At 45.7% G+C, this 23477-nt stretch carries 22 protein-coding genes; 10 read left to right on the top strand and 12 right to left on the bottom strand.

Translation table 11 applies throughout. From position 1 onward, the window contains the following. Positions 1-810 (top strand): EAL domain-containing protein (locus B3M51_RS01790; protein WP_292756424.1); only part of this gene is annotated, 810 nt, incomplete at its 5' end. A 3-nt stretch (positions 811-813) separates the two neighbouring features. Further along, positions 814-1482 carry a transglutaminase-like cysteine peptidase gene (locus B3M51_RS01785; protein WP_292481792.1) on the top strand — a complete coding sequence of 223 codons (669 nt, stop codon included), beginning with the start codon at positions 814-816 and terminating at the stop codon, positions 1480-1482. Positions 1483-1497: 15 nt separating this feature from the next. Here the strand turns inward: B3M51_RS01785 and B3M51_RS01780 are convergent, their stop codons facing one another. The 4 genes from B3M51_RS01780 to rapA are packed head-to-tail and all read right to left on the bottom strand — an operon-like array spanning position 1498 to position 9990. After that, positions 1498-2718: a TolC family protein gene (locus B3M51_RS01780; protein WP_292481789.1), complete on the bottom strand. Its 1221-nt coding sequence runs from the start codon at positions 2716-2718 to the stop codon at positions 1498-1500. Positions 2719-2728: 10 nt separating this feature from the next. After that, the gene (locus B3M51_RS01775) at positions 2729-5866 is read right to left on the bottom strand and encodes an efflux RND transporter permease subunit (RefSeq protein WP_292481787.1); all 3138 of its coding nucleotides are present in this window, start codon (positions 5864-5866) and stop codon (positions 2729-2731) included. Beyond that, positions 5859-7091: an efflux RND transporter periplasmic adaptor subunit gene (locus B3M51_RS01770; protein WP_292756421.1), complete on the bottom strand. Its 1233-nt coding sequence runs from the start codon at positions 7089-7091 to the stop codon at positions 5859-5861. The genes B3M51_RS01775 and B3M51_RS01770 overlap by 8 nt, the downstream gene beginning before the upstream one ends. 40 nt (positions 7092-7131) lie before the next feature. Next, positions 7132-9990: an RNA polymerase-associated protein RapA gene (gene rapA, locus B3M51_RS01765; protein WP_292756419.1), complete on the bottom strand. Its 2859-nt coding sequence runs from the start codon at positions 9988-9990 to the stop codon at positions 7132-7134. Positions 9991-10101: 111 nt separating this feature from the next. Between rapA and B3M51_RS01760 the strand changes: the two genes are divergently transcribed. Next, positions 10102-10680 (top strand): YigZ family protein, encoded by a 579-nt coding sequence (locus B3M51_RS01760; protein WP_292756417.1) that lies wholly within the window; start codon positions 10102-10104, stop codon positions 10678-10680. Here the strand turns inward: B3M51_RS01760 and B3M51_RS01755 are convergent. The 7 genes from B3M51_RS01755 to B3M51_RS01725 all read right to left on the bottom strand — a co-directional run bounded on the left by B3M51_RS01755 (position 10670) and on the right by B3M51_RS01725 (position 15109). Beyond that, entirely contained in the window at positions 10670-11299 is a 630-nt protein-coding gene (locus B3M51_RS01755) for a class I SAM-dependent methyltransferase (RefSeq protein WP_292756415.1), read from the bottom strand. The two genes, B3M51_RS01760 and B3M51_RS01755, sit on opposite strands and share 11 nt — an antisense overlap. A gap of 11 nt (positions 11300-11310) precedes the next feature. Further along, the gene (locus B3M51_RS01750) at positions 11311-12033 is read right to left on the bottom strand and encodes a DUF445 domain-containing protein (RefSeq protein ID WP_292481775.1); all 723 of its coding nucleotides are present in this window, start codon (positions 12031-12033) and stop codon (positions 11311-11313) included. A 16-nt stretch (positions 12034-12049) separates the two neighbouring features. Beyond that, positions 12050-12334, bottom strand: a complete 285-nt coding sequence (locus tag B3M51_RS01745; protein ID WP_014707111.1) for a hypothetical protein — start codon at positions 12332-12334, stop codon at positions 12050-12052. Positions 12335-12354: 20 nt separating this feature from the next. Further along, the gene (locus B3M51_RS01740) at positions 12355-13638 is read right to left on the bottom strand and encodes a M18 family aminopeptidase (RefSeq protein WP_422655664.1); all 1284 of its coding nucleotides are present in this window, start codon (positions 13636-13638) and stop codon (positions 12355-12357) included. Positions 13639-13724: 86 nt separating this feature from the next. After that, on the bottom strand, positions 13725-14213 hold the full coding sequence (locus tag B3M51_RS01735) for a hypothetical protein (protein ID WP_292481770.1): 489 nt from the start codon (positions 14211-14213) through the stop codon (positions 13725-13727). Positions 14214-14220: 7 nt separating this feature from the next. After that, a complete protein-coding gene (locus tag B3M51_RS01730; protein ID WP_292756411.1) occupies positions 14221-14646 on the bottom strand; it encodes a hypothetical protein in 426 nt (141 codons plus the stop codon). Then, a complete protein-coding gene (locus tag B3M51_RS01725; protein WP_292481766.1) occupies positions 14636-15109 on the bottom strand; it encodes a YcgN family cysteine cluster protein in 474 nt (157 codons plus the stop codon). The genes B3M51_RS01730 and B3M51_RS01725 overlap by 11 nt, the downstream gene beginning before the upstream one ends. On the opposite strand from B3M51_RS01725, the gene B3M51_RS01720 reads away from it, so the two are divergent. The 3 genes from B3M51_RS01720 to B3M51_RS01710 all read left to right on the top strand — a co-directional run bounded on the left by B3M51_RS01720 (position 15108) and on the right by B3M51_RS01710 (position 18561). Continuing rightward, entirely contained in the window at positions 15108-15587 is a 480-nt protein-coding gene (locus B3M51_RS01720) for a DUF6231 family protein (RefSeq protein ID WP_292756409.1), read from the top strand. The two genes, B3M51_RS01725 and B3M51_RS01720, sit on opposite strands and share 2 nt — an antisense overlap. 137 nt (positions 15588-15724) lie before the next feature. Then, positions 15725-17806 (top strand): polyphosphate kinase 1, encoded by a 2082-nt coding sequence (gene ppk1 / locus B3M51_RS01715; RefSeq protein WP_292756407.1) that lies wholly within the window; start codon positions 15725-15727, stop codon positions 17804-17806. Between the two features lie 2 nt (positions 17807-17808). Further along, positions 17809-18561 carry a ParA family protein gene (locus B3M51_RS01710; RefSeq protein WP_292356830.1) on the top strand — a complete coding sequence of 251 codons (753 nt, stop codon included), beginning with the start codon at positions 17809-17811 and terminating at the stop codon, positions 18559-18561. On the opposite strand, the gene rlmKL is transcribed toward B3M51_RS01710, so the two are convergent. Continuing rightward, positions 18553-20787, bottom strand: coding sequence for a bifunctional 23S rRNA (guanine(2069)-N(7))-methyltransferase RlmK/23S rRNA (guanine(2445)-N(2))-methyltransferase RlmL (rlmKL, locus tag B3M51_RS01705; RefSeq protein ID WP_292756405.1), 2235 nt, complete (start codon positions 20785-20787; stop codon positions 18553-18555). The two genes, B3M51_RS01710 and rlmKL, sit on opposite strands and share 9 nt — an antisense overlap. Before the next feature lie 49 nt (positions 20788-20836). Here rlmKL and yhbY point away from each other — a divergent pair, with 49 nt between their 5' ends. The 4 genes from yhbY (at position 20837) to B3M51_RS01685 (ending at position 23403) form a co-directional block, all read left to right on the top strand. After that, positions 20837-21130: a ribosome assembly RNA-binding protein YhbY gene (gene yhbY / locus B3M51_RS01700; protein ID WP_292481759.1), complete on the top strand. Its 294-nt coding sequence runs from the start codon at positions 20837-20839 to the stop codon at positions 21128-21130. An 18-nt stretch (positions 21131-21148) separates the two neighbouring features. After that, the gene (locus B3M51_RS01695) at positions 21149-21742 is read left to right on the top strand and encodes a nitroreductase family protein (protein ID WP_292756403.1); all 594 of its coding nucleotides are present in this window, start codon (positions 21149-21151) and stop codon (positions 21740-21742) included. A gap of 31 nt (positions 21743-21773) precedes the next feature. Next, positions 21774-22238, top strand: a complete 465-nt coding sequence (locus tag B3M51_RS01690) for a pentapeptide repeat-containing protein (RefSeq protein WP_292481753.1) — start codon at positions 21774-21776, stop codon at positions 22236-22238. A 199-nt stretch (positions 22239-22437) separates the two neighbouring features. After that, complete coding sequence (locus B3M51_RS01685) at positions 22438-23403, top strand: DUF481 domain-containing protein (RefSeq protein WP_292756401.1); 966 nt, start codon at positions 22438-22440, stop codon at positions 23401-23403. Positions 23404-23477: the final 74 nt, after the last annotated feature.

The following is a 23477-nucleotide window of genomic DNA, read 5'->3' as shown; positions in this document are numbered from 1 at the left end:
GTTGAGCGACTCATGCCAGCATTGATTGAGGCCTATGAGCAAGCACGTTTGATTGAAGCCAATGCTTTTTACATCAAGGAAAACACCTTAAGTTCAATGTCTGAAATGAGCTGGAAAGCCACTATTGAACAGGTAATTAATACAGATTCGGCAATGATTACCTTTACCAACCAGGCTTACAACTACAGTGATACGGCAAAACCCCATCTGGTAATGCGTGAAGCCTTTACCGAAGTTCGTGATGCAAACGGTGGTTTACTGCCTATTGGTACCTTCTTTTCAATGGCTGAAGCTTTTGATCTGGTTGAAACGCTGGACAAACACATTGTACAAAAAGTGTTGGACTTGATGGGCGAAGAGTCCAATCCGGCTCCTGTCACAATCAACCTTTCTCTGGCATCAATTGCTTCAGCAGAATTCCGTCAATGGCTTGGCAAAACAGTCATTCAGTCAGGCTTATCACCTGCCCTGTTAGCTTTTAGTGTGACCGCTTATGCTGCGGCCAAAGATCTGGATACATTCACCAATTTCAGCATCTTTGTCAGACAGTTAGGCGCTCATAGTTTATTAAAACGTTATAGCAGCGATGTGATTCCGGTGAATCTGCTAAAAGATCTGCATATTGATTACATTCGACTGGCACGCGATCTGACTACCGATATCCGGAGTAATACCAATAAACCGGACTTGCTCGATATCATTCAGGAAATTGCTCGCTTACTGGAAGTAAGAGTATTAGCAGAAAGTGCAAAAGACGAACAAGACTTTCTCTGGTTGCAGCAGGCTGGCTTGTTCGGGATCAGTCGTTAATCAATGTTGCTTCGGCTAAAACCTATAGTATTAACCTTTCTACTGATATGGTGGCTGCCGTTTTCTGTTCCGTTGCTGGCAGAATTGCTGATTTCAGAAGCGTTATTGCAACGAATTGAAAATGAATACGATAGTGAGGCCAGACAACGCGTTGAAGCCTGGCAAATATTGATGCAGGAAAATAAGGATTTAACAGAGCGGGAAAAACTCGCGGTAGTGAACGATTTTTTTAACAGTAATGTCCTGTTTGTTGATGATATTTTGTTATGGGATAAAGAGGATTACTGGGCTACGCCAATAGAAATGCTGTCACTGGGGGCTGGCGATTGTGAGGATTATTCCATTGCCAAATATTTCACCCTGAAACAGCTTGGGGTGGATGAAGATAAACTTCGTATCACTTATGTTAAAGCCATTGATCTGAATCAGGCACATATGGTGTTGACGTATTTTGAAAATAAACGTGCCATTCCACTGGTGCTGGACAATCTGATTAATGAAATTCAACCGGCCAGTCGTCGTCAGGATCTGACACCTGTTTACAGTTTTAATGGTACAGGATTATGGCTGGCCAAATCCCGTGGCGAAGGACAACGGGTGGGTGATGCCTCACGCTTGTCATTGTGGGAAGACCTAGCCGCCAGAATGCGAGCGGAAACAGTTGCAGATTAAAGAGAACGTTTTTCATTACAGAGTACGTCCGGCAATCTGATTAATCTGTGCAATCTGTTGTTGAATTTCGATTTCCAGTTGCAATAGTTGGTGACGATGTTTATCAGCAACTTCCTGACTACGTAAAAAGCTCGTTAAATCGACACCGCCCATATCAAAACTGCGTTGTTGCATATCAACATATTGCTGACTGACTGCGTATTGTTCTTTCAATAGCGCCTGTCTCTGTTGCAACGTTTTAAGCGTATCCATCGCGGCAAGCAAGTCAGCTTCAAGCTGACGTTTCTGTTGCTGCTGAGCAATCTGCAAATCGGCTAACTGCCGGCTGGCCTGCGCAATAGCCGGTTGCTGATATTGTTCATTGTTCAAGGCAAAGCTGACGCCCACACCAACGCTGTTGTTGTAGGGATCGGCATGTTCATCCCGTTCACGTTTAACACCAACAGACAGGCTGGGATGCTGCACATTGTCATACCGCGCATTAGCCATTTCACTGCGTTGTCGGGCTATTTGTTGCTCTAACTCAGCTAATAACGGATGGGCTTTATCAATTTCTAGAGACGCCGGTAAGCTTTCTTCAATTACATCGGGTAAAACCTGCTGTCCCGTCAGGTACTGGTACTGATTTAAGCTTTGTTGCAAATTCATTTTTGCTGAAGCCAGTTGTGACTGCATTTCCAGATGATGGCTTTTTGCCAACAAAGCTTCTGAGCTGGCTAAATCTCCCCCCTCTACCCGATTTTCAACATTCTTTTGTAAGCTCCGGGCATTGTCCCGTAATGTTTCGGCATGGCGAACTTTGGCAGCAGAAAGCATTACCAGCCAGACATGACGTCTTACCTGTGCCGAGGCATCAAGGCGAATCCGTTGTTGATAGTAAGGCAGTTCTGCAGCCAGATGACGTGACAGATTCTGCTGCTGACGTTTCTCGCCTGGTAGCCAAATCGGCATTTCTACTGAAGATTCCCATTCCTGTAGTCCCTCACCACTTCCAATGACATCATTAAAATGATTTACCGATAAACTTAAAGGTTCGGCAAATAACTTATCAGCAAGAGCTGCACGACTTTGTGCCAGCGCATCCATACTGGATTCAGCTTGTCTGGCAGGGTGCTGGCTGTAAACGTAATCCGTCAGTGTTTTCAACGTGATGGGATCCGCTTCCTCAGCATTAACGGAATAACTGAACAAACTTGAACTCAGTCCGAATAATAAACACAACATACGCAGTTTCATGTTCTACCCCTTATTCGGTGGTTTGTGTCTTGCCGTTACGAAGTTTGGCAAAATTTTCGGCAATGCTTTCATGGAACGACAATAATGCCGGAATGACCAGTAATACTAAAATAGTGGCAAACATCAAACCAAACGAAATCGATACAGCCATTGGAATCAAAAACTGCGCCTGAGGCGATGTTTCAAATAGTAATGGCGTGAGCCCACCGATAGTGGTTAAAGAAGTCAATAATACTGCCCTTAACCGTAAAACCGAGGCTTCAATAATGGCATTTTGGGTTTCCAGGCCTTTTTCACGTAAGTTCTTGAAAAAGGTCACCAGAATGATCGCATTATTGACCACGATGCCCGACAGTCCAAAGATGCCGAATAACGACAGAATGGTCAGGTCGATATTGAGTAACCAATGGCCGACCAGCGCTCCAATCAGACCAAATGGAATGGCAGTCATTACTACTAACGGCCAGCCATATGATGCAAATACCCAGGCCAGAATGATATAGATTAACGCAAAGGCCAGCAGCGTGCCTTGCTTCATATCACCAATGGTATCAGCCTGTTCTTCTGCCCTGCCCTCAAACACCACCTGGATGCCATAACGCGCCATTAAATCAGGTAGAAATTCTTCCTGTAAATCCGCCAGAATGTTGTTGTTATTAGTGACCTGACTATCTACGGTTGCCGTGACATGTACCGCCAGGCGGGTATCAGTATGCCGCAACACATCAAAACCGCGGCGGGCATCAAAGTGCACCACTGAGTCCAGCGGCACACTGCCACCATCTGGCAAACGGATCATAAAATCATCCAGTGATGCCTGAGTATTTCGCTGGCTATCTGGAAACATCACCCGCACTTCAACTTCGTCATCACCATCTTGAAAAATCTGTACCAGACGTCCGTCATAAGCTGAGCGTAGTTGTCTGCCAACGTTTTCTACCGTTAAACCCAACACCTCGCCCTGCTCTTTGAGGCGATAAATCAACTGCGACTGGCCATAGGGCAAATCATCCTCAATTGCACTAACGCCGGGATAACGCTGTAAAGCTTCAATAACTTCTTTGGCAGCTGCCTTGAGATTATCGGTCGTGCCACCGGTGAGCCGAATATCAATATCACTGCCAGGGGGCCCACCCCGCCGTTCAGATATGGTGAAGGTTTCAATACCTGCTGGAATAACAATTTTCTCGCGCCAGGCATTAATAAATGTCTGATTACGCACATCGCGCTCATCCGGTGAAGTCAATTCAACCTGCATTGAGGCAAAACGGTCATCAACCTGAGCATCCGACATACCCCCGGCAGTACCCGCCGCACCCAACTTGCTGGTAGCAACATCAACCAGTGGCTGGTCCCATTGCTGATCAGTTTGCTGCAATGTCGCCGTGAGATGTTGCAAAAATTTATCAGATTCACTGCGCGGCGTTCCGGCAACAAAGCGCGCATTGGCTAGCACCGTGGTGCCTTCAGGTGATGGGAAAAAGTTAAAACTGATACGACCACCTGCCAGTAAACCAAAACTGATGATCAGTAACGCCATGGCAATACTCACCGTTAAACCACGATTTTTTACCGCTTTGGTGACTAATGGACGGAAAAGATCATCACGCAGATAATTGAAAGCATCATCCAGTCGTGCACGTATTGCTGAAGGCTTGGCATGATGAATATTTTGAAAGCTATGGCGCAAATGGCCCGGCAGAATCAGAAAACACTCGATCAACGAGGCGATAATCACGCAAATCACCACAAAGGGAATATCAAACAGAATATTGCCAATCACACCACTGATAAGCATTAACGGAATAAAGGATGAAATGGTAGTCAGCGAAGAAGATAAAATCGGAGCCAGCATACGTCTGGCACCACCTTCCGATGCTGTCAGTGACGGTTCACCACTCTGATAATGGGCAAATGCATCCTCACCGACCACGATGGCATCATCAACAATAATCCCCAGCGACATGATCAGACCGAACAGGCTGATCATATTAATACTGCCACCCAGTGCATATAACACTGCCAAAGCCGCCATAAACGATACCGGAATCCCCACTGCTACCCAGAATGCGACCCGCCCATGCAAGAACAGAAACAGAATGCCCAATACCAGCAATAACCCGCCCAGGCCGTTTTTTAAAAGCAAATTGATCCGTTCTTTAATCAGTTGCCAGCTGGCGTCATAGACTTTCAGCTCCACACCTTCAGGCAGTGTTCCGGATTTTTCATCCAGCCACTGTTCAAGTACCCGTGCACTTTCTAGTGAATCAGCGTTTTCCGTGCGTTGCAATTCCAGTTCTATGGCGGGTTGCCCCTGATAAAATAGATTCATCTGTTTACGTAAGGGGCGCCGTTCAATGGTGGCCACATCTTCAAGTTTCACCAATCCATGGGCAAAATCAGACTGCAAAGCAAATTCGGCAAAAGCCTGTACATCACGCCCCTGATCCAGACTGCGGATCTGTCTTGTGCTCTCATCATTACCAATTTCACCGGCGGGTAAATCCTGACTCAGCTGGGCAATACGATCAGCCACCTCATCCAGATCCAGCCCCAGTGCTTCCAACTTGGTTTTATCCAGCTGAATGGCGATTTCTTCAAGTGGTAATCCACTGATATTGATTCGTGAAATACCGCGATCCAGCAGCTCATGCTCAATATCATGTGCAAGGTAACGCAGGGAAGCCAGATCAGCGGTTTCACTGGTGATCAGAATGCGCGCCACACTTTCATAATTGGTGACCAGGGTGACTTCAGGCTCTTCACTATCCGTGGGTAAATTTCTAATCTGAGCGATACGATCCTTGACCTGATCCAGGGCCTGCCCCATATCGCTTTTTTCAATAAACTCAAGTGTGACCCGTGACATACCGTAAGAAGATGTTGAGGTCATCTTTTTCACATAATCCACACTGCGAAGCTCCTGCTCTACCTGGCGGGTAATCGATTCGGCGACGTCCTCGGCACTGGCACCACGCCACTCAATGCTGACGGTGATAATGTCCAATGCGAATGTTGGAAAAAACTGAGTATTAATACGATTTAATGATAGAACACCGGCAAGGATCATCACTATCATCAACAGATTGGCCGCAACCCGATGTTGGGCAAAGAGTCCAATAAAGTCGCGTTTCACCGTATTATTCATCTTTAATACTTACGGATAACCCATTGATGGCATTTGGTAATTGAGTAGTAATAATCTGATCGCCCTGTTGCAAAGCATCGCTTTGAATCAGCAAGCGACTTTTGCCATCCCGATCTGAATAGTCACCGATTTTGCTGACTTGCACCGCTTCAAGCTGATTATTACGAACCCGGTACACCCTATCCAGACCATATAAAGCACTGTAAGGAATGGCCACAGTATCCTGCCGAACAGGCAAATCCAGTTGGGCACTGACAAACTGTCCTGCGGCCAATGGTCCCGGATCACCTTTTAGGCGAAACAGACCATCTCTTCCTGCCACATTGGCATTCACTTCACCGCTGAGGCGTTGTAATTCAAATTCATATTGCTGACCGGAAACTTCTGCGGTGGCGATCAAACGCTGTTTATCAAGCACTGAGTAAATATCCGCCAGATACGCCTGTGGAATGGATGCACGCAATTCCAGTTGCTGCATATCATAAAGCGTCATTAAGGCATCACCGACCTGTACCCGGTAACCCTTGGCAATTTGCCGGTTAGTTATTCGACCTGAAAATGGCGCTTCGATTACGGTACGACTCAGATCCAGTTCTGCACGATCCAGTTGTGCCTGAGCCTGTTGACGGTTTGCCTGAAGCTGAGCAATTCGAATAGGATGATCCTGAATATCAAATTGCCGTTGTTTAAGCTCAAGGCTTTGTTGGGCTTGTAAAGAGATGGATTCATCCAGTAAAGCCTGTGATGACAACTGGCTCTGTTGCAACTTTTCGGCACGATTCACCGCTGCTTTAGCCAAATCAACCAATTGCTGTTGCGTACCTAGCAGGGCTTGATTGCGTTTCAGCTGCGACTTTTCTGCGTCGATCTGTGCATCAATCAATGCCAGTTCGGCAGCAGCCTGCTCTACCGCCAATTGCGCTTCTCGAGCATCCAGTTCAATCAGCACATCACCTTGTTCGACATAATCGCCATCAAACACATAAACTTCAGCAACATCGGCGGTAACAGCTGCCCGTAAATTAGCCATTTGCGGGGCTTCAAGACGACCATACAACGTTAAGGTTGGTGATAATGCAGCAAAATCAATCGTCTGGGTCTCAACCAAGACGCCCTGTTCCGGACGTTCCTGAACCGGAGCCTGGGGACGGCTACTGATCAACGTAATGAATATTACGATGGCCAATGCCACAACCAGCAAAGGGGGGAACAAACGTTTAATCAAAACCCTACTCCGTTAAATTTTCATTGGTGACTTTGGCAGATCACTCCGCTTCTGTCACGATGATTAAGCGTAACGCATCCAATTTCAGTTCAGCCTGTTGCAAATACTGTTGCAACTGTTGCTGTTGCGACTGTAGCGCTTCAATTTCTGCAGGTTTGATATGGGTATTTTGTTCGGCAAGATGCTGCAGACGGTTTAATTCATGGTCAGTCAGCTCGGTCATTTTACTGATAGCCTGTTCTATTAACTGTTTTTGATGTTGGTCTGCCATTTTTTTACTTGCGTCAATTAAATTATCGATTCGGGATCTGGCGGCCTGCACCATCTGCTGGGCGGTATGTTTGGGAATACGACCTGCTTGCTGATTCATTTCCTGCTCAGGCAACTGTTCTTCAAAACACCGGCCGTTCTCATCTATAACAATTCGAAGATACGATTCTGGAATATACCGCGTGATATTAAACTGCTTCGGTGCAGGGCAATGCATTACAAAGGCGACTTCCAGTAACAAACTTCCGGCTGGCACCAGATTACTTTTTAACTGACAGAATGCCGTATTGCCCAGATCAGAACTGATTACCGCGTCCATTGCCGATAACACCAATGGATGTTCCCAACTGAGGAATGCCATATCCTCGCGGGATAATGCTCGTGCGCGTTGATAAGTGGCCGTTAAACCATCTTCTGGCAGGTCAATTTCATCACTACGTAACTCATCTCCACGCTGCAATATAATACTGTCAGCGCTGTGGGCCTGTTGCTCCACACCATAAGCATCAAAGAAATCATCCATAAAAGCTGCCAGTTCCAATGGGCTGCTGGCATCGTCTACCTGCATCAGGATCTCTGTTGCCGCTGCTTCATCATAGGAATTCATTGTCAGCAGTCGGTCCCGGCCCTGACTGAGACTTTCGCGTAATTGCTGCTCAGCCTTTTGGGTATCTTTAAGCAATTTGGCAAAAGCTTTTTTGTCTTCGGGATGCCGCAAGCACTGTTCCAGCTGATCAGCAAATTGCTCGCGTAGTGCGCTGCCAGTTTTGCAAACCGATTCAAACGCATTTAAACCCTGCTGATACCAGTCCAGCAACAATTGCTGAGCAGTATCCTGATAAAACGGCAGAACGATGTTGACGGTATTACGCTGGCCGATACGATCCAGTCGACCAATGCGCTGTTCCAGCAAATCGGGATTGAGCGGTAAATCAAATAAAACCAGATACGAACAGAACTGAAAATTACGCCCTTCACTGCCAATTTCCGAGCAGATCAGAATTTGTGCACCCTCTTCATCATCAGCAAAAAAAGCCGCAGCACGATCGCGGGTAATTAACGTCATCTGTTCATGAAATACGGCGCTACGCACGCCATGTTGCAGTCGCAGATGTAACTCCAGCTCTTTTGCAGTTTCAGCATTGGCGGTAATTAATAAGGTTTTTTCTCCACGGTGCTGTTTCAGCCAGTCCACCAACCATTCAACCCGCGGATCCAGCTCCAGCCAGTCTTCACCTAAAAGTGTTTCTGGTTGTACCAAGTGAGTAAGTTCGCTGTCGGTTTCGGGCAAAAACTGCTCTGGAAATTCCAGTGGATAAGTTGTTAACTGCCGCTCAGGAAACCCTTTAACCGTATCGCGGGTATTACGGAATAAAATCCGCCCGGTACCGAATTGGTCAAGAAACCGTTGTTTAGCCTGTTCACGTGCTGCTTCAAATTCATCACTGTCAGCCAGTGCAGATAACAACTCATCATCCAGATAAGGTTTTAATTGGGCTTTTAAACTTTTGTTTTTATCGAAATCAATGGCTGATTCAACAGCCATCAGTTGATCGAGTAACAGACTGATTTGCTGATAATGCTGCTGTTCTTCACGAAATTTCGCTAAGTCATAATAGCGATCCGGATCCAGTAACTTCAGACGGGCAAAGTGACTGTCCATACCCAGCTGTTCAGGTGTAGCAGTTAACAATAAGACTGAGGCAATCTGCGCAGCCAGCTTTTCCACCAGTTGATAACTTTCACTGCTCTGATCTTCATGCCATTGCAGATGATGCGCCTCATCCACTACCAACATATCCCAGCTTGCCTGCAATACATCTGTTTGCATTTCAGGATGCTTTTCCAAAGTCTGTAAATCAGTTAAAACTAATTGTGCGCTATCAAAGGCATTGCCCTCGTCTAATTCAACCAGTGCTTCGTAACGTTCGGCATCAATCACCGTAAAAGCCAGGTTAAAACGTCGCAGCATTTCCACCAACCACTGATGCACCAAAGCGGAGGGAACGATGACTAATACGCGACTGGCCCGTCCCTGCATGATTTGCTGATGCATAATCAAGCCGGCTTCAATCGTTTTCCCCAAGCCAACTTCATCGGCCAGTAAAACTCTGGTAGAAATACGGTTGGCCATTTGTGAGGCAATATAAAACTGATGCGGCAGACATTGCACCCGAGCGCCCAACAGACCAAACACCGGTGACTGATGTAAACGATGAAAATACTGATGGGTTCTGAGGCGTAATTGAAACTGGCGGTTTTTATCTATCTGACCGGCAAATAAACGATCTGATGCCTGGCTAAACTGTACAAAGCTATCCAGATCCATCTCATGAATACTGACAGCTTCTCCCTCAGCGGTTTCCCCCTGATAAATCACACAGCCATTTAACGGATGTTTTTCACTGATGGTAAAAATCTGTCCTTTACGGGTTTTTACCTGTTCCCCCAGCGGATAATCCACTCGGCTCAATGGTGCATTATTAGCCGCATAACTGCGCTGCTCTTCGGCAGCCGGAAAGGAAATTTCAATTCGTCTTCCGGTGACTTCAATGATAATACCCAGGCCTAACTCGGCCTCGCTGTTACTGACCCAACGTTGGCCAACTGCAAAACTTATTTCTGACAAACTGTGCTACCTGATTAATTGCGATGAATTTAGACATTGCCCAACCTGACAGGCGAGCAAAATATGCCGATATGGTAAATTGTCAGGCTGTATTTTCCTATAGTAAATAAGATGTCCAGCCAGTTTTTTATACTTCGCACTTCCTCAATCAGCGAATCGGAAATCAAAAAATCACGGTTTATTGGCGTGGCCATGCACTGTGACAGTGAACAATCGGCTTTAAAACAGCTTCGACAATTGGCTGCCCAACATTCTTCTGCAAATCATCTGGCCTTTGCCTGGCGGATCCGCTCAGCGGAAGGTTTTATCACCGAACGTTTTTTTGATGCCGGCGAACCATCCGGCACTGCAGGTCGGCCCATTCTGTCACCGTTACAGGGTGAAGACCTGATTAATACGGTTGTGGCGGTCATTCGTTATTTTGGCGGGGTTAAATTAGGTACTGGAGGTCTGACCCGAGCTTATGGAAATGCCGCCAAACAAGCTATCGATGCGGCAGGAAAGCTTCCCTGGGTAGAAATGGCGCAATTCAGCTTAAAGATTGATTACAGCCAGTTACAGATGCTGGAATATCAGCTTAAACAGATCAAAGGACGAATTATCGATCAGCAATTTACTGATATGGTCAGCGTAGTAATCGAATTGCCTGCTGAGCATCTTGTCGCAATTCGCGAACAATTCAGTTCGTAAACGTTATCAAACGCTGGTTAATCGCAACAGTACTGAAAGCAAATTGTTGCTGAATGAAATTCAGGCTATCGCGATGATAGAAAAACACATGGGTAATATCGTTTTTATAATGCCATTTGGCAAAATCAATGCTGTTCTCAAATAGTTGAGTCATGCAAAACAATTTACCGCCAGGATTTAACAACGATTTAAGCCGGGCGAATTCCACCGCCGGTTGATGGAAATGTTCAATCACCTCGCAACAGATAATAAAATCATACTGCTCGGCTAACACGCTGTTATCAGGGTGAAAAATCGGATCATACAGCTTTGTCTGATAGCCTGTTTCAGAAATAATTTTACTGATAACAGGCCCTGGCCCCGCCCCAAAATCCAGACCGATTTTGTCTGGGGTAATCTGGCTTAGAATAGCCTCGGTGATGGGTGAGACAAACTGCTGATATCGTGGATCATCAACATCATTTTCATGGGTCAGATATAACGCTGTTTCGCTTTCCCTATCTGGCAAATGCTGTTTATCCATCTGCAGAGCATGACATTCATTGCATTGCCAGTAATCGCGACCGCGCCAATTCTGATAAAACGTCACTGGCGCGGCACATAACCGGCAAAAATTCACAGACCAAGGATTCACAACGGTAAAAAGCTGGTCAGCAATCCTATCAGGCCACCAAATACGCCACCCCAGACAACCAGCCAGCCCAAATGCTGACGAATCAGATCCTGAATCATCTGCTTGACCATTAACGGTGTCAGTTCTTCCAATCGACTGTGGACGATGGCATAAATCTGCCGATATAAATCATCGCTAACCGGGCCACTGCTGAGCTTTTCCCGCAGATGCTGCTGAAAATGTTCGCTATGGGCAATATCATTCAATGAATGCTGCATTTTACGGACAAAGGGTTCTTTCAGTGGATTAAGCGCCTTGGCACCACCGACCATTGATAACATGCTGCCAAAGGATGACTCCATAATGGTGGCAACCAGATTATCAAACACCGGATTCAGGTCTGTTTGATCGATGATTTCAGAAAAATCGAGTTGATGGTCACGCTTATCATCGAGCATTTCGCTGACAAAACGATCCAGACTCTGCTGATTGAAAAACTGTTCCATCACCAGTTTTTCAATCGCCGTGCGAAACTCACTAAAGCGTGCTGTAATCACTCCGGATCCGTACAATCCCGGTACTTTTTCAAACAGCATATGAATAGCCAGCCAGTTAGTTATCCCGCCGGCCAGCGCAAACATACCCATTGATAAAATCGGTTCACGCCAGGGTGAGTCAAGCAATAAACCTATGCCAACCACTGCTGCGGCGCAGAGATTGGTTAATAAACTCTTATTCATCGGCAATTGATTCTATTCAGTCTTTGGTCCAGCGGGTTAATGCTTCAATGATCTGTTGCGCCTGATCGCGGCTGGAGATATTGAATTTTGAACGTTGGCCATACTCCCCATTACGTTTTTGATAGCGACGAATCGTATATTTATCAGGACCAAATTCGCCTGTTTTGCGATCCAGATCCTGATAACGGAACATAACAGTAGCCCAGGCACCTTTAGTAAGCACAACCTTATCAAGTTCTTTTACTGTAGTAACATCGCCTTCCTGATAGGTCACCGTTAACTCATCAACTGTTTCTGACATAGTGTTTGTATTCCTTTGATTTAATTAAAAAACTGTTTGAGTGCATTGTATAAATGCGTTGTGTCCTGGCTACCAGCAAGCTCGCGAATCGAATGCATGGCAAAAGTAGGCACCCCGATATCCAGAGTGTGAACGCCGAGATTACTGGCCGTCAACGGACCGATAGTGCTGCCACAGCCCATATCAGTTCGCACCACAAAATCCTGCACTGGCACATCAGCCAATTCACAAAGCTGCCGGAAACGAGCGCTGCTTTGACTGTTAGTGGCATAGCGTTGATTGGCATTACTTTTAATCACCGGTCCTTTATTCAGGATGGGACCATGTTGTTCATCATGCCGATCAGCATAGTTGGGGTGAATACCGTGCGCATTATCCGCAGAAATTAATAATGAGTGCTGGATCATTCGCTGATAGCTTTCATTATCCTGGGCCAGTCGCTGCAAAACTGCAGGTAAAAAGGTGCCTTGTGCACCACTGGTCGATACACTGCCAACCTCTTCATGATCTGTGCATACCAGTAAATTTGCCTTATTTTTCGAGCCCGCCAGTAACGCCTGCAAGCCAATATAACAGCTCAATAAATTGTCCAGGCGCGCAGCACTGATAAAGTCTTCATTGATGCCGACCAGCGCCGACGGCTGGGTATCGTAAAAACAGATTTCGTAATCCAGCACTTTACCCACCGTCAGTTCACCTTGCTCGGATCTGAGCTGTTGCTCAAGTAAGGCACGAAAATCCGGTTTATCCCCCTCTTCGGTCTGCAGCACTATCGGTGGCAAGTGCAGCTGAGGATTAATACTGCGATTCTGATTGACGTCCCGATCCAGATGGATGGCCAGACTGGGAATAGTCGCCACAGGTTTTTTGAAATTAACCAACGCATGACTTAATTGACCATCGGTATCAACAAAGCTTACGCGTCCAGCCATTGATAAATCGCGGTCAAACCAGGGGTTTAACAACGCTCCACCATAAACTTCAACACCCAGCTGCCAGAATGAATTTTTTACCGTTCCCGGTTGCGGTTTTACTTTTAAACAGGGGCTATCGGTATGTGCCCCCACCATTTGCAAGCCTGCTTCTGCCAGATTGATATCGGGCAGATTAAACGCAATTATGGATGAATCATTGCGGGTTACATAATATCCCCCTGCCGATAACGTTCCCCAACTATCTTTTTCATTTAGTGGTTTGTATCCGGCAGCCTCCAGAGCCGCTTTCATATTGGCTACCGCATGAAACGGTGTGGGTGATGTATCAATAAAATCAAGTAAACCACGATTGAGGGTTTGGGGAGACATGCTGCTCATGATGAATTCCGGAGTATGAAACTGGACGATATGTTAACGATTTTGTGGCATCAATGTGACAAATTCAGTCGATTGTTTCAATCTTCTATGATCTGGCCACGATAAATCCGTTTACTTTTAGGCTTTGCAGAGGGTTGTTTCTCGACCGGTTCGGAGGGACTCTTAAGTCTATTTTGCGTCGTATCTGGCTGCTCTTTTTCAACAACCAGGTGACCTCGATACATACGTGGGGTTTTAGAGTGACTGGCAGAAACCACATTTTCAGATCTTGCCTGGCGTCGTAATCCCAGCGCGGCGAAAATATCTGCCTGATCTTCAATGCTGGCCCGTCCGCTTAACGGCATTTTCAGCGTACTGTTAAAACTGGTTCGTTCAATGATTAATCTTGGTAACAATCTGGCAACAGCAATACCTTTAACTGAACCAAATGCCATCGCTTCAATTTGACCCTGTTCGAAAATAATATGGCAGGCTTTGTTATCGGCAGTCGTTAAAAAAAACGTGCCGCTTTTTTGCTCGTTACATAACGTCAGAAGCAGCTTCAGAATTTCCGTTGTCTCAAGCATAAGTCCCTCATTCTGTATCGTCCTGTTTTTTAGAACGAATGATGCGCCGGGCATTACCGCCATGTAAACGACAACGATCGGCCAGAGCGCCCAATGCCCATGCTTCAGGCTGACGGATCGCCACTGAACGTTTGCACTTCTTACCGCCTGGTAATCGTGCACCACATGGCGGGCGATAACGTTTTATCTTTTCCCAACCTTCCAGGGTTTGGGTGGCTTTACGAATTACTTTAACTTCACGGGGTGACAGACTGTTTTGATCGACTGGACGCGTTTTTTCATCGGTGTGGCGCCACCAGTAACGTACCACTGGCAATGGCAATCCAAAACGACGTGCCAAATCATCAGGTTTTCGGTAAATTTCCATCTCCAGCAGCATCAATGCAGCTTGTTCCAGACGGGCAGTGAATTCTCGGCTTTCTTCAGGTGTCATGCGGGTAAACAGGTGGCTGCAACGCAATAACCTCTTCGGTTAAATCAATATCTTCTGATTCGCTAATAGCCACATTGCGAACAGAAACCCCTGCATCAATTACACTTTGCGGATCACCGGTAATCAACGGATGCCATTCTGGTAACGATTCACCTTCGGCAAGTAAACGGTAGGCGCAGGTATCGGGCAACCAGTCAAAAAAATGTGCCTGCTCTACGCTGAGTTGAATGCAATCCGGCACAGTCTTTTGACGATTAGCATAATCCTTACAGCGACAAGTTGAAATGTCCAGTAATTCACAGGCCACGCGGGTGTAATACATCCGTTCATCGGCATCATCTTCAAGTTTATGCAGACAGCATCGTCCACAGCCATCGCAAAGGCTTTCCCACTCGGTATGTGTCATCTGTCCAAGACGTTTGTGTTTCCAGAACTCGGTAGATGTTTTATGCTGGTCAGTCATGAATCAATCAGTCTTATTGTCTTCGCTGCTCAGTACGCTGATACAGCAATTTGATCCGCAATCTGTATTGGTTGCGGGAGATACGGCCAAGCTATGCCTGAACGACTGCCAAGATACCAGATCACAGGCGCTGGCGACACCATTTGAACAAGCACAACTGAAGCAAATTCACAGTGTGGATCTGGCGGTAATCAGCGATTTGACGGAAACTTTGCCGTTACAGGCCGGACAGCAATGGCTGGGTTATTTACGCAATTTGCATGCACCGCATATCATTTTGATTGCCGATCCTGCGCTGGCGCAAAAACAAGGATGGCAATTTCGCGATTATCTGGCCATGGGCCTGCATCATATTGCCGGAACCAGTGATGGTTTACAGGTGTTCAGTTATGCTATTGAAAACTACCAGCCCAAACGTGACTGGCTCAACAGTCGTTTTTGGGCGAATCCGGAAAACTATGACAAATATCGTTGGTAGGTTGTCATCAGATTGTCATCAAATCCCTCTAGTTTGCTTGGGGGTATCGGGTTACAGAAACACTGCACAAAAACCGTAACTTTTATGTTCAAGCTTATCGTTCATTAACCTTCAAACAAGCCATCAAAATGGAAAACATGGAAACACAAATTGATCTGAATAGCTCCGACCTTTATCTGAATCGTGAGTTGAGTCTGCTGGAGTTCAATTGGCGCGTATTACAACAGGCTCTGGATCCCAGTGTGCCATTGCTGGAAAGACTGAATTATCTGTGTATTTCCAGTACCAATCTGGATGAATTTTTTGAAGTACGAGTTGCCGGTCTTATCCAACAGATCGAAATTGGCGATCCCTACCTGGAAGCTGATCAAATCAGCGCTCAGGAAGCATTAAGGTTGATCAGCATACGTGCGCATGAATTGGTTGATGAACAATATTCGATATTGAATAACGAATTATTACCATTATTGGAGCAGGAAGGCATTAAAGTCCTGCCAAGACCAATGTGGACAAGTGAACACAGTGCCTGGCTGGAACAATATTTTCGCGATGAAATTCAACCCATCCTCAGCCCCATTGGGTTGGACTCTTCTCATCCGTTTCCACGTTTACTCAATAAAAGCTTAAATTTTATTGTATCGATGGATGGAAAAGATGCTTTTGGCCGTAACATTGGTTTTGCCATATTACAGGCACCCAGAGCACTACCACGGGTCATTAAGCTACCTGCGGAATTATGTGAACCGGGGCAATATCACTTTGTGTTTTTATCATCGATTATTCATGCATTTGCTGATGATTTGTTTTTTGGAATGAAAATCAAGGGCTGTTATCAATTTCGCGTTACCCGAAACAGTGATTTGGCCATTGATACTGAAGAAACCAGTGATTTACTGGCAACCATTGCAGATGAATTGACGCATCGTAATTATGGTGACGAAGTACGTCTTGAGATTGCTCATAACTGTCCTGAAGAAATGGTTAATTTCCTGCGTGACCAGTGTGCAATGCATCAGGATAACGTCTATCTGGTCAATGGCCCTGTGAATCTAAGCCGTTTGCAGGCTTTGCATTCAATGGTTGAACGTTCGGATTTGAAATTCAAGCCCTTTACTCAGGGAAGACCCAATGGTCTGACGTCAGAGGTGGAAATCTTTGGGCTGTTAAAACAGAAGGATGTGCTTTTACATCATCCCTATCAATCCTTTACCCCTGTCATTGATCTGATCAAGCAGGCGGCTTCAGATTCCAGCGTGCTGGCCATCAAACAAACCTTATATCGCACAGGTGCTGTTTCACCGATCGTCGATGCACTGGTTGCCGCTGCTCACGGTGGAAAAGAAGTTACCGTGGTTATTGAATTGCGGGCACGTTTTGATGAAGAAGCTAACGTTGCATTGGCTTCCAAGTTACAACAGGCGGGAGCTCATGTCGTATATGGCATTGTTGGCTATAAAACCCATGCCAAAATGCTGCTCATTCTGCGTCGTGAAAATAACAAATTACGTCGTTACGTCCACCTGGGCACTGGCAATTACCATCGTAGTACTTCACGTATTTATACCGATTATGGGTTGCTGACCTCTGATAAACAGATTGGTGAAGATGTTAATAACCTGTTTATTCAGCTGACCAGCCTTGGCAAAATTCCCAAAATGCATAAATTACTGCATGCACCTTTCAATCTGCATCAAGGATTACTGGATAAAATTGACCGCGAGATTGCACATGCCGAAGCCGGCAAAAATGCTCGCATTATCGTCAAGGTCAATGCACTGGTTGAGCCGGAAATGATTAATGCCTTCTACCGAGCTTCTATTGCTGGCGTTAAAGTTGATTTGATTGTCCGCGGCATCTGTACTTTAAAACCAGGTGTTCAAGGCGTATCAGAAAATATCCAGGTGCGCGGCATAATTGGACAGTTTCTCGAGCATACCCGGGTATTTTATTTCGAAAACGATGGCCAGGTTGAAATCTGGGCCGGTAGTGCTGATCTGATGAAACGTAACCTTTTGCGTCGAGTGGAAACCTGTTTCCCGATTGAATCCAAACGACTGCAAAAACGCATTATTGCCGATCTGAATTTATATCTTGCTGATAATACACAGGCGTGGATCCTCTCCGCTGATGGTCGTTACCATCGGGCAGCCCGCAACGAAGGAGATGAAATGATCAGTGCACAGAACATGCTTCTGGAAGAATTGGCGAAAATCAATTAATCATGCAAATCATCGCATTCTTTAATTTGAAAGGCGGCGTGGGTAAAACCACGTCTGCAGTTAATATTGCCTGGCAGGCCGCTAATGAGGGTATTCCTACTCTTTTGTGGGATTTGGATCCGCAGGGGGCTGCCAGCTGGTTGTTACAACGCAAAAGCAAGTCCAAAGCGGAAGCCAAAAAACTGTTATCTGGTAAAACGCCTATCGGTGAATTAGTTAAAAGTACCGATTATCCTTCTCTGGATATTATTCCTGCCGATTTTTCATTCCGGCAAATGGATTTGGATCTCGCAAAAGCCGGTGATAAAAAAAATCAGCTGGCTAAGCTGTTAGCCCCGTTTGGCGAGAGCTATTCGCTGATTGTGCTGGATTGTCCGCCCAGTTTTTCTGAACTGACTGAACAGATGTTCGCTGCGGCTGATGTGATCTATGTACCGATTATTCCCAGCCATTTATCGATGCGCACCTTTGAACAGACACGAGACTTTTTCAAAGAAAATAATCTTAAGCCCAAACGTCTTCACCCCTTTTTCACCATGGCAGATCGCCGTCGCAGTCTGCATCGCGTTATGCTGGCACATCCACCCAAGATGCTGAAACATGGTTTGCAAACAGCCATTCCCTACGCGGCTGTAGTGGAAAAAATGGGCGATGTAAGAGCGCCTTTAGCGGCTTTTGCAGCCAACTCGACGGTGAATAAAGCTTATGAAGCATTGTGGCAGGAAATAAAAGCTACGCTCGATAGTTCAAGCTGATTTTTGTATACGCCAGCAATAATGTATTTTTGAATTTCTTTCAAAATCAGCTGGTAAGGTTGCTTTGCTAATGTCTTTTATCTCCAGCCCTTGCAATGTGGATACATCCAGTTTGAAATCGCGTCGATTGGTGGAGAAGAAAATTTCTCCTCCCGGATTTAACAATCCGGCGACTTTGTGCAGCATATCGCTATAGTCACGCTGAATATCAAATACCCCTTCCATTTTGTTGGAGTTGGAAAAGGTCGGCGGATCAACAAATATCAGATCAAAGCGTAAATTCTGTGTAGCGGGTTCATTTAACCAGGCCAATACATCCGCTCGAATAAACTGATGCTGCTCACCAACAAAGTTATTCAATTGCATATTATCCCTGGCCCAGCCAAGGTAAGTATTTGACATATCTACGGTGGTAGTCGATTTGGCGCCGCCTGCAGCAGCATAAACGGTTGCACTGCCGGTGTAGGCAAACAGATTCAGAAATGCTTTGTTTCTGCTGTTTTCAGCCAGCATCTGCCGGGTGATTCGGTGATCCAGAAATAATCCGGTATCCAGATAATCCGTCAGATTAATCCAGAAGCGAAGATCATTTTCCCGGACTTCAAAACGCTGGCGTAAAGCCGCCTGTGACTCATACTGGTTAGAACCACGTTGTTTCTGGCGTAACTTTAGCGCCACTTTATCTTCCTTTACACCCAGCACAGCCGGAATAATTTGCATGACTTCGTCGAGACGTTCACTGGCTTTTAACGGATCGATATCCGCTGGCGGTGCATATTCCTGCACATGAACGTAGTCTCCATAAACATCAATAGCCACAGCATAATCTGGTAAATCAGCATCATAAACCCGATAACAATCCAACTGATTTTTGCGTGCCCATTTGGCTAAATGCCGAACATTCTTTTTCAATCGATTAGCGAACATTTCCGCTTGTGGAGAAACATCATCCAGCACAGCTGAACTTACAGCAGGTTTTACTTTGGTTTTTGGCGTTTTATCCCAGGGAGAAGGTGATTCCGCCATTTCCTGCTGCACCGGTTTGGCATCGCGGCGTAATGGTTTGGGAGCGCGATATGACAAAACTTCACAGGCAATAGGGCCGTTGTCAAAAGGCTTGCTGTCAAATATAGTGAGACCAGTCAATTTACCCAGCTGGGCGTTGTCAGTGATAATGGTCGTTCGCCATGCCGGTAGATGCTGATTTACCAAATCACCAAGCTCTTCGTAAACATTATGTAACGAAGCGGCATCACCAATACGTTGTCCATATGGCGGGTTTGAAACTAATAGTCCAACGTCAGGTAGAGTTTGAGCGACCGTTGCCCAGTTCTGCAGATCACGATGGATAACCTGAATACGATCACTCAGTCCGGCGGCTTCTATATTGGCCTGGGCCGCCTCAACGGCAGATTTATCCTGATCCCCGCCCATTATCATCGGCAAACGCGCCAGTCCACTAAGGCGTCTTCTTTCAGCATCCGCCTTTAATTGTTGCCAGGCAGCCTTGTCATGCTGCTTCCAGTAGAGAAAACCAAAATAATCCCGCTGTAAACCTGGTGCAATATCAGCCGCCATCAATGCTGCTTCGATTAAAAAGGTACCACTACCACACATCGGATCCAGCAATGCCCAACCTTCACGGGCAAGCTTTGGCCATTCAGCAGACAATAAGATGGCTGCCGCGAGGTGTTCTTTTATCGGAGCATTCGTCTGACTGACGCGATAGCCGCGTTTATGCAAACTTTCACCGGACAAATCAATACTGACAATTGCCTGGTTATGTTTAAGGTAGACATTTACCCGCAGATCCGGCTGATGCAAATCAACGGAAGGTCTTTTACCCGATAAATCGCGCAGTCGATCTACGATGGCATCTTTAACTTTCTGCGCACCAAACTGAGTATGATGAATTTTCGAGCGGAAACTATTGAAATCAATTGCCAGGGTGGTGTCCTCAGCATCGATATGCTCTTCCCAGGCAAGCTCTTTAATCCCGTTATAAAGCTGATCGGTCGTTTCGGCGGTGAAATGGGCGATTGGCATCAGCACTCTGACTGCGACGCGTGACCATAAACAGACTTGATAGGCTTCTTTAAGACTACCGGTGAAACGAATGCTACCCGCCTCTGTTTTGTATTGTTTAATACCGATTTGTTTGAGTTCGGTTTCCAGCAACGGCAACATGCCACGTGCTGCGGTGACGGTGAACTTGTGTTTAGTCATGAAACTATCCTGATATAATCACAGCATTTTAATACAGGTAGCTCTTCACATGGCAGTCAATGATAAACAACGCCGATATCTGAAAGGATTGGCTCACCCGCTAAAGCCCGTAGTAATGATTGGTAACGCGGGTCTAACTGAAAACGTACTGGCTGAAATTGAAAACGCGTTGGCTTACCACGAGCTGATAAAAGTCCGAGTCAGCGGGCAGGAAAAAGCTGATCGCCAGCAAATGCTAAATGAGATCGCGGAAAAAACCGGTGCAGATTTAGTCATGGTAATCGGTCATATAGGTGGTTTTTATCGCCCGGCTGATAAACCCGTCATTCAATTGCCAGGTTAATTAAAGGGATAATGCATCTTGATTCAAAAACCCGCTGAAACAGAACAGAAACTTGCTTCCATTATAGCTGAGCGTTGGAGTGGCAAGGCTTATGATGCAACGCAGGCGGTCAGTGATGACATCATCATGGCACTTTGTGAAGCAGCATTATGGGCGCCCTCCTGCTATGGCGAAGCACCATGGCGTTATGTTATCTGTAACAAATTCAAAGATGAAATAAGCTGGCAAAAAACATTGGATTGTCTTGCGCCGGGCAATCAGGAGTGGGCGGTTAATGCTCCGTTATTGATCGTAACTGCATCCCTGCCCCATTTCACTCATAACGGCAGCGAAAACCGTTGGAATGGGTATGATACTGGCGCAGCCAGTCTTAATTTATGTTTACAATCAACCGCATTCGGTCTGATGTCTCACCAGATGGGTGGATTTGATGCTGATAAATTACGAGACGCTTTATCTATACCAACAAATGTAAACCTGTGGTCAGTAATTGCTATTGGGTACCCTGCAGCGCTGGACACGTTGAGCGCTGAAGCATTAGAGCGGGAACTAAAAGCCAGACAGCGGCGTCCTTTAAACGAACATTTTTTTGAAAATGGCTGGACCGATTAAAACTTATATTAATGAAGTTGAGGTAAGTAAAATGAAATCAATGGTGATTATCACAGTCCTGAGTTTATTCAGTAGCGCCGCTTACGCATACGATAAAATTTATTTAAAAAGACTGCTTGAACAAAACCAATGTCACCATTGCAATTTAAGTGAAGCGCCACTGGAAGGTCATGATCTGGAAGGTGCTGATATGAGTGAAGCAAATCTAAAAGGCATTATTCTTACCAATGCCAATGTTAAAGGGGCCTGGTTTACTCATTCACGTATGCAGGGAGCACAGCTTGAAGGCGCCGATCTGAGTAATTCCCTAATGGATTACGCCCAGCTGATGGATGCCAACTTGAAAAACGCCAAACTGGATGGTGCACATTTGATTTTTTCGGATATGAGTGGCGCAGACTTAACCGGGGCATCAATGAAAGGCGTTCATGATCGAGGCATTAAATTCTGCAACACCACGATGCCAGATGGTAGCCTAAACAATGATGGTTGTTAGATTAGAAAGCAAAGCATAGCTACTGCATTATCTCTGTCAGGATGACTTAATAAGCCCTAAGTAATGTTACTGATAAAAGATAAATCGAGACCGGGTTAATACTCCCGATATTTAAAGAAAAATTCCCGGTAAATTACTCCTGACATTCGTCGCAGTAATCGCTAGTATATGGCGGACAATTCAGCCATAGGAACATATTTTGTTTTTGAAAAAAATCGTTTTCGTTTGTTTGTTGGTACCTGTTTTATCTCACGCTGCACCCGTCACGTTGATTCTCACCAACGGTGATCGTTTGCAAGGTGATTTATTAGAACGTAATCAGGAATCCCTTACTATTAAACATCAACTACTTGGTGAAATGATCCTTAACACCAATACAGTTTCCGAAATCAAAACAGATTATGACGCTCTGGCCCAGCAAACTCCAACAGATGAAACCCCGATTATTGAACCGGCTGACCTTGCTGAGGCAGAACCCGAAGATAATGGCCTGCTGGGGACCGGCTGGTTAACAAACTGGGAAAGACGCTTTGATCTTGGACTGGCGGGAAGCCGGGGGAAATCTGATAACAGTCAGGTTAATGTTGCATTTAATGCTGACCTGGCAACCGAAAAAACCCGGATTAACAGCCGAACGGCATATTATTATGCTAAGTCCGAAGAGGAAACTTCAGACAACAGTTTTTTCACTTCAATTAACCGCGACTGGTTGCAACCTGAGACACCATGGTTCATGTTTGCTGGTGGGCGATTGGACGTCGATAAATTCAAAGATTACGACTATCGGCTCAATGCCAACGCTGGTTATGGTTATGAATTCGCAAATACTGATGATTGGTTATTCGTTGGACGTTCCGGTGCGGGCTTTAACAGAACGTTTGGTGGCGAACGTGAAGAATTTACCCCTGAAGGATTGTTAGGTCTCGAAACACGCTGGCGTATTAATGCTGCGCAACGTTTAGCGTTAGCCAATACGTTTTATCCTAGCTTCGATTCTTTCGATGCCTACCGGAATGTAACAACATTTGATTGGATCCTTGATTTGGATGAACGTGCTGGCGTAGCGTTAAAAGTCGGCATGACCAATGAATATGACTCTGAAACCGAAGATGAGATTAGTAAAAACGATTTCAAATATACTTTGTCGCTCTCATGGAGTCTTTAGCACTTAGCTGTCTGAGGCTTATTGCTCTCTCATCTCCGCCTCTGTTGTGATCTGAAAAAGCGTCAATCAAGGCA

It is taken from the genome of Methylophaga sp. UBA2689 (assembly GCA_002354555.1).
Lineage (GTDB): Bacteria > Pseudomonadota > Gammaproteobacteria > Nitrosococcales > Methylophagaceae > Methylophaga.
This window is presented reverse-complemented; position numbering and strand designations above follow the sequence as displayed.

Excerpts from the sequence above, each read along its gene's own strand:
- B3M51_RS01785 (WP_292481792.1), top strand. The coding sequence starts at position 814 with ATGTTGCTTCGGCTAAAACCTATAGTATTAACCTTTCTACTGATATGG.
- B3M51_RS01780 (WP_292481789.1), bottom strand. The coding sequence starts at position 2,718 with ATGAAACTGCGTATGTTGTGTTTATTATTCGGACTGAGTTCAAGTTTG.
- B3M51_RS01775 (WP_292481787.1), bottom strand. The coding sequence starts at position 5,866 with ATGAATAATACGGTGAAACGCGACTTTATTGGACTCTTTGCCCAACAT.
- B3M51_RS01760 (WP_292756417.1), top strand. The coding sequence starts at position 10,102 with ATGTCCAGCCAGTTTTTTATACTTCGCACTTCCTCAATCAGCGAATCG.
- B3M51_RS01750 (WP_292481775.1), bottom strand. The coding sequence starts at position 12,033 with ATGAATAAGAGTTTATTAACCAATCTCTGCGCCGCAGCAGTGGTTGGC.
- B3M51_RS01745 (WP_014707111.1), bottom strand. The coding sequence starts at position 12,334 with ATGTCAGAAACAGTTGATGAGTTAACGGTGACCTATCAGGAAGGCGAT.
- B3M51_RS01740 (WP_422655664.1), bottom strand. The coding sequence starts at position 13,638 with ATGTCTCCCCAAACCCTCAATCGTGGTTTACTTGATTTTATTGATACA.
- B3M51_RS01735 (WP_292481770.1), bottom strand. The coding sequence starts at position 14,213 with ATGCTTGAGACAACGGAAATTCTGAAGCTGCTTCTGACGTTATGTAAC.
- B3M51_RS01730 (WP_292756411.1), bottom strand. The coding sequence starts at position 14,646 with ATGACACCTGAAGAAAGCCGAGAATTCACTGCCCGTCTGGAACAAGCT.
- B3M51_RS01720 (WP_292756409.1), top strand. The coding sequence starts at position 15,108 with ATGAATCAATCAGTCTTATTGTCTTCGCTGCTCAGTACGCTGATACAG.
- B3M51_RS01725 (WP_292481766.1), bottom strand. The coding sequence starts at position 15,109 with ATGACTGACCAGCATAAAACATCTACCGAGTTCTGGAAACACAAACGT.
- ppk1 (WP_292756407.1), top strand. The coding sequence starts at position 15,725 with ATGGAAACACAAATTGATCTGAATAGCTCCGACCTTTATCTGAATCGT.
- B3M51_RS01710 (WP_292356830.1), top strand. The coding sequence starts at position 17,809 with ATGCAAATCATCGCATTCTTTAATTTGAAAGGCGGCGTGGGTAAAACC.
- rlmKL (WP_292756405.1), bottom strand. The coding sequence starts at position 20,787 with ATGACTAAACACAAGTTCACCGTCACCGCAGCACGTGGCATGTTGCCG.
- yhbY (WP_292481759.1), top strand. The coding sequence starts at position 20,837 with ATGGCAGTCAATGATAAACAACGCCGATATCTGAAAGGATTGGCTCAC.
- B3M51_RS01690 (WP_292481753.1), top strand. The coding sequence starts at position 21,774 with ATGAAATCAATGGTGATTATCACAGTCCTGAGTTTATTCAGTAGCGCC.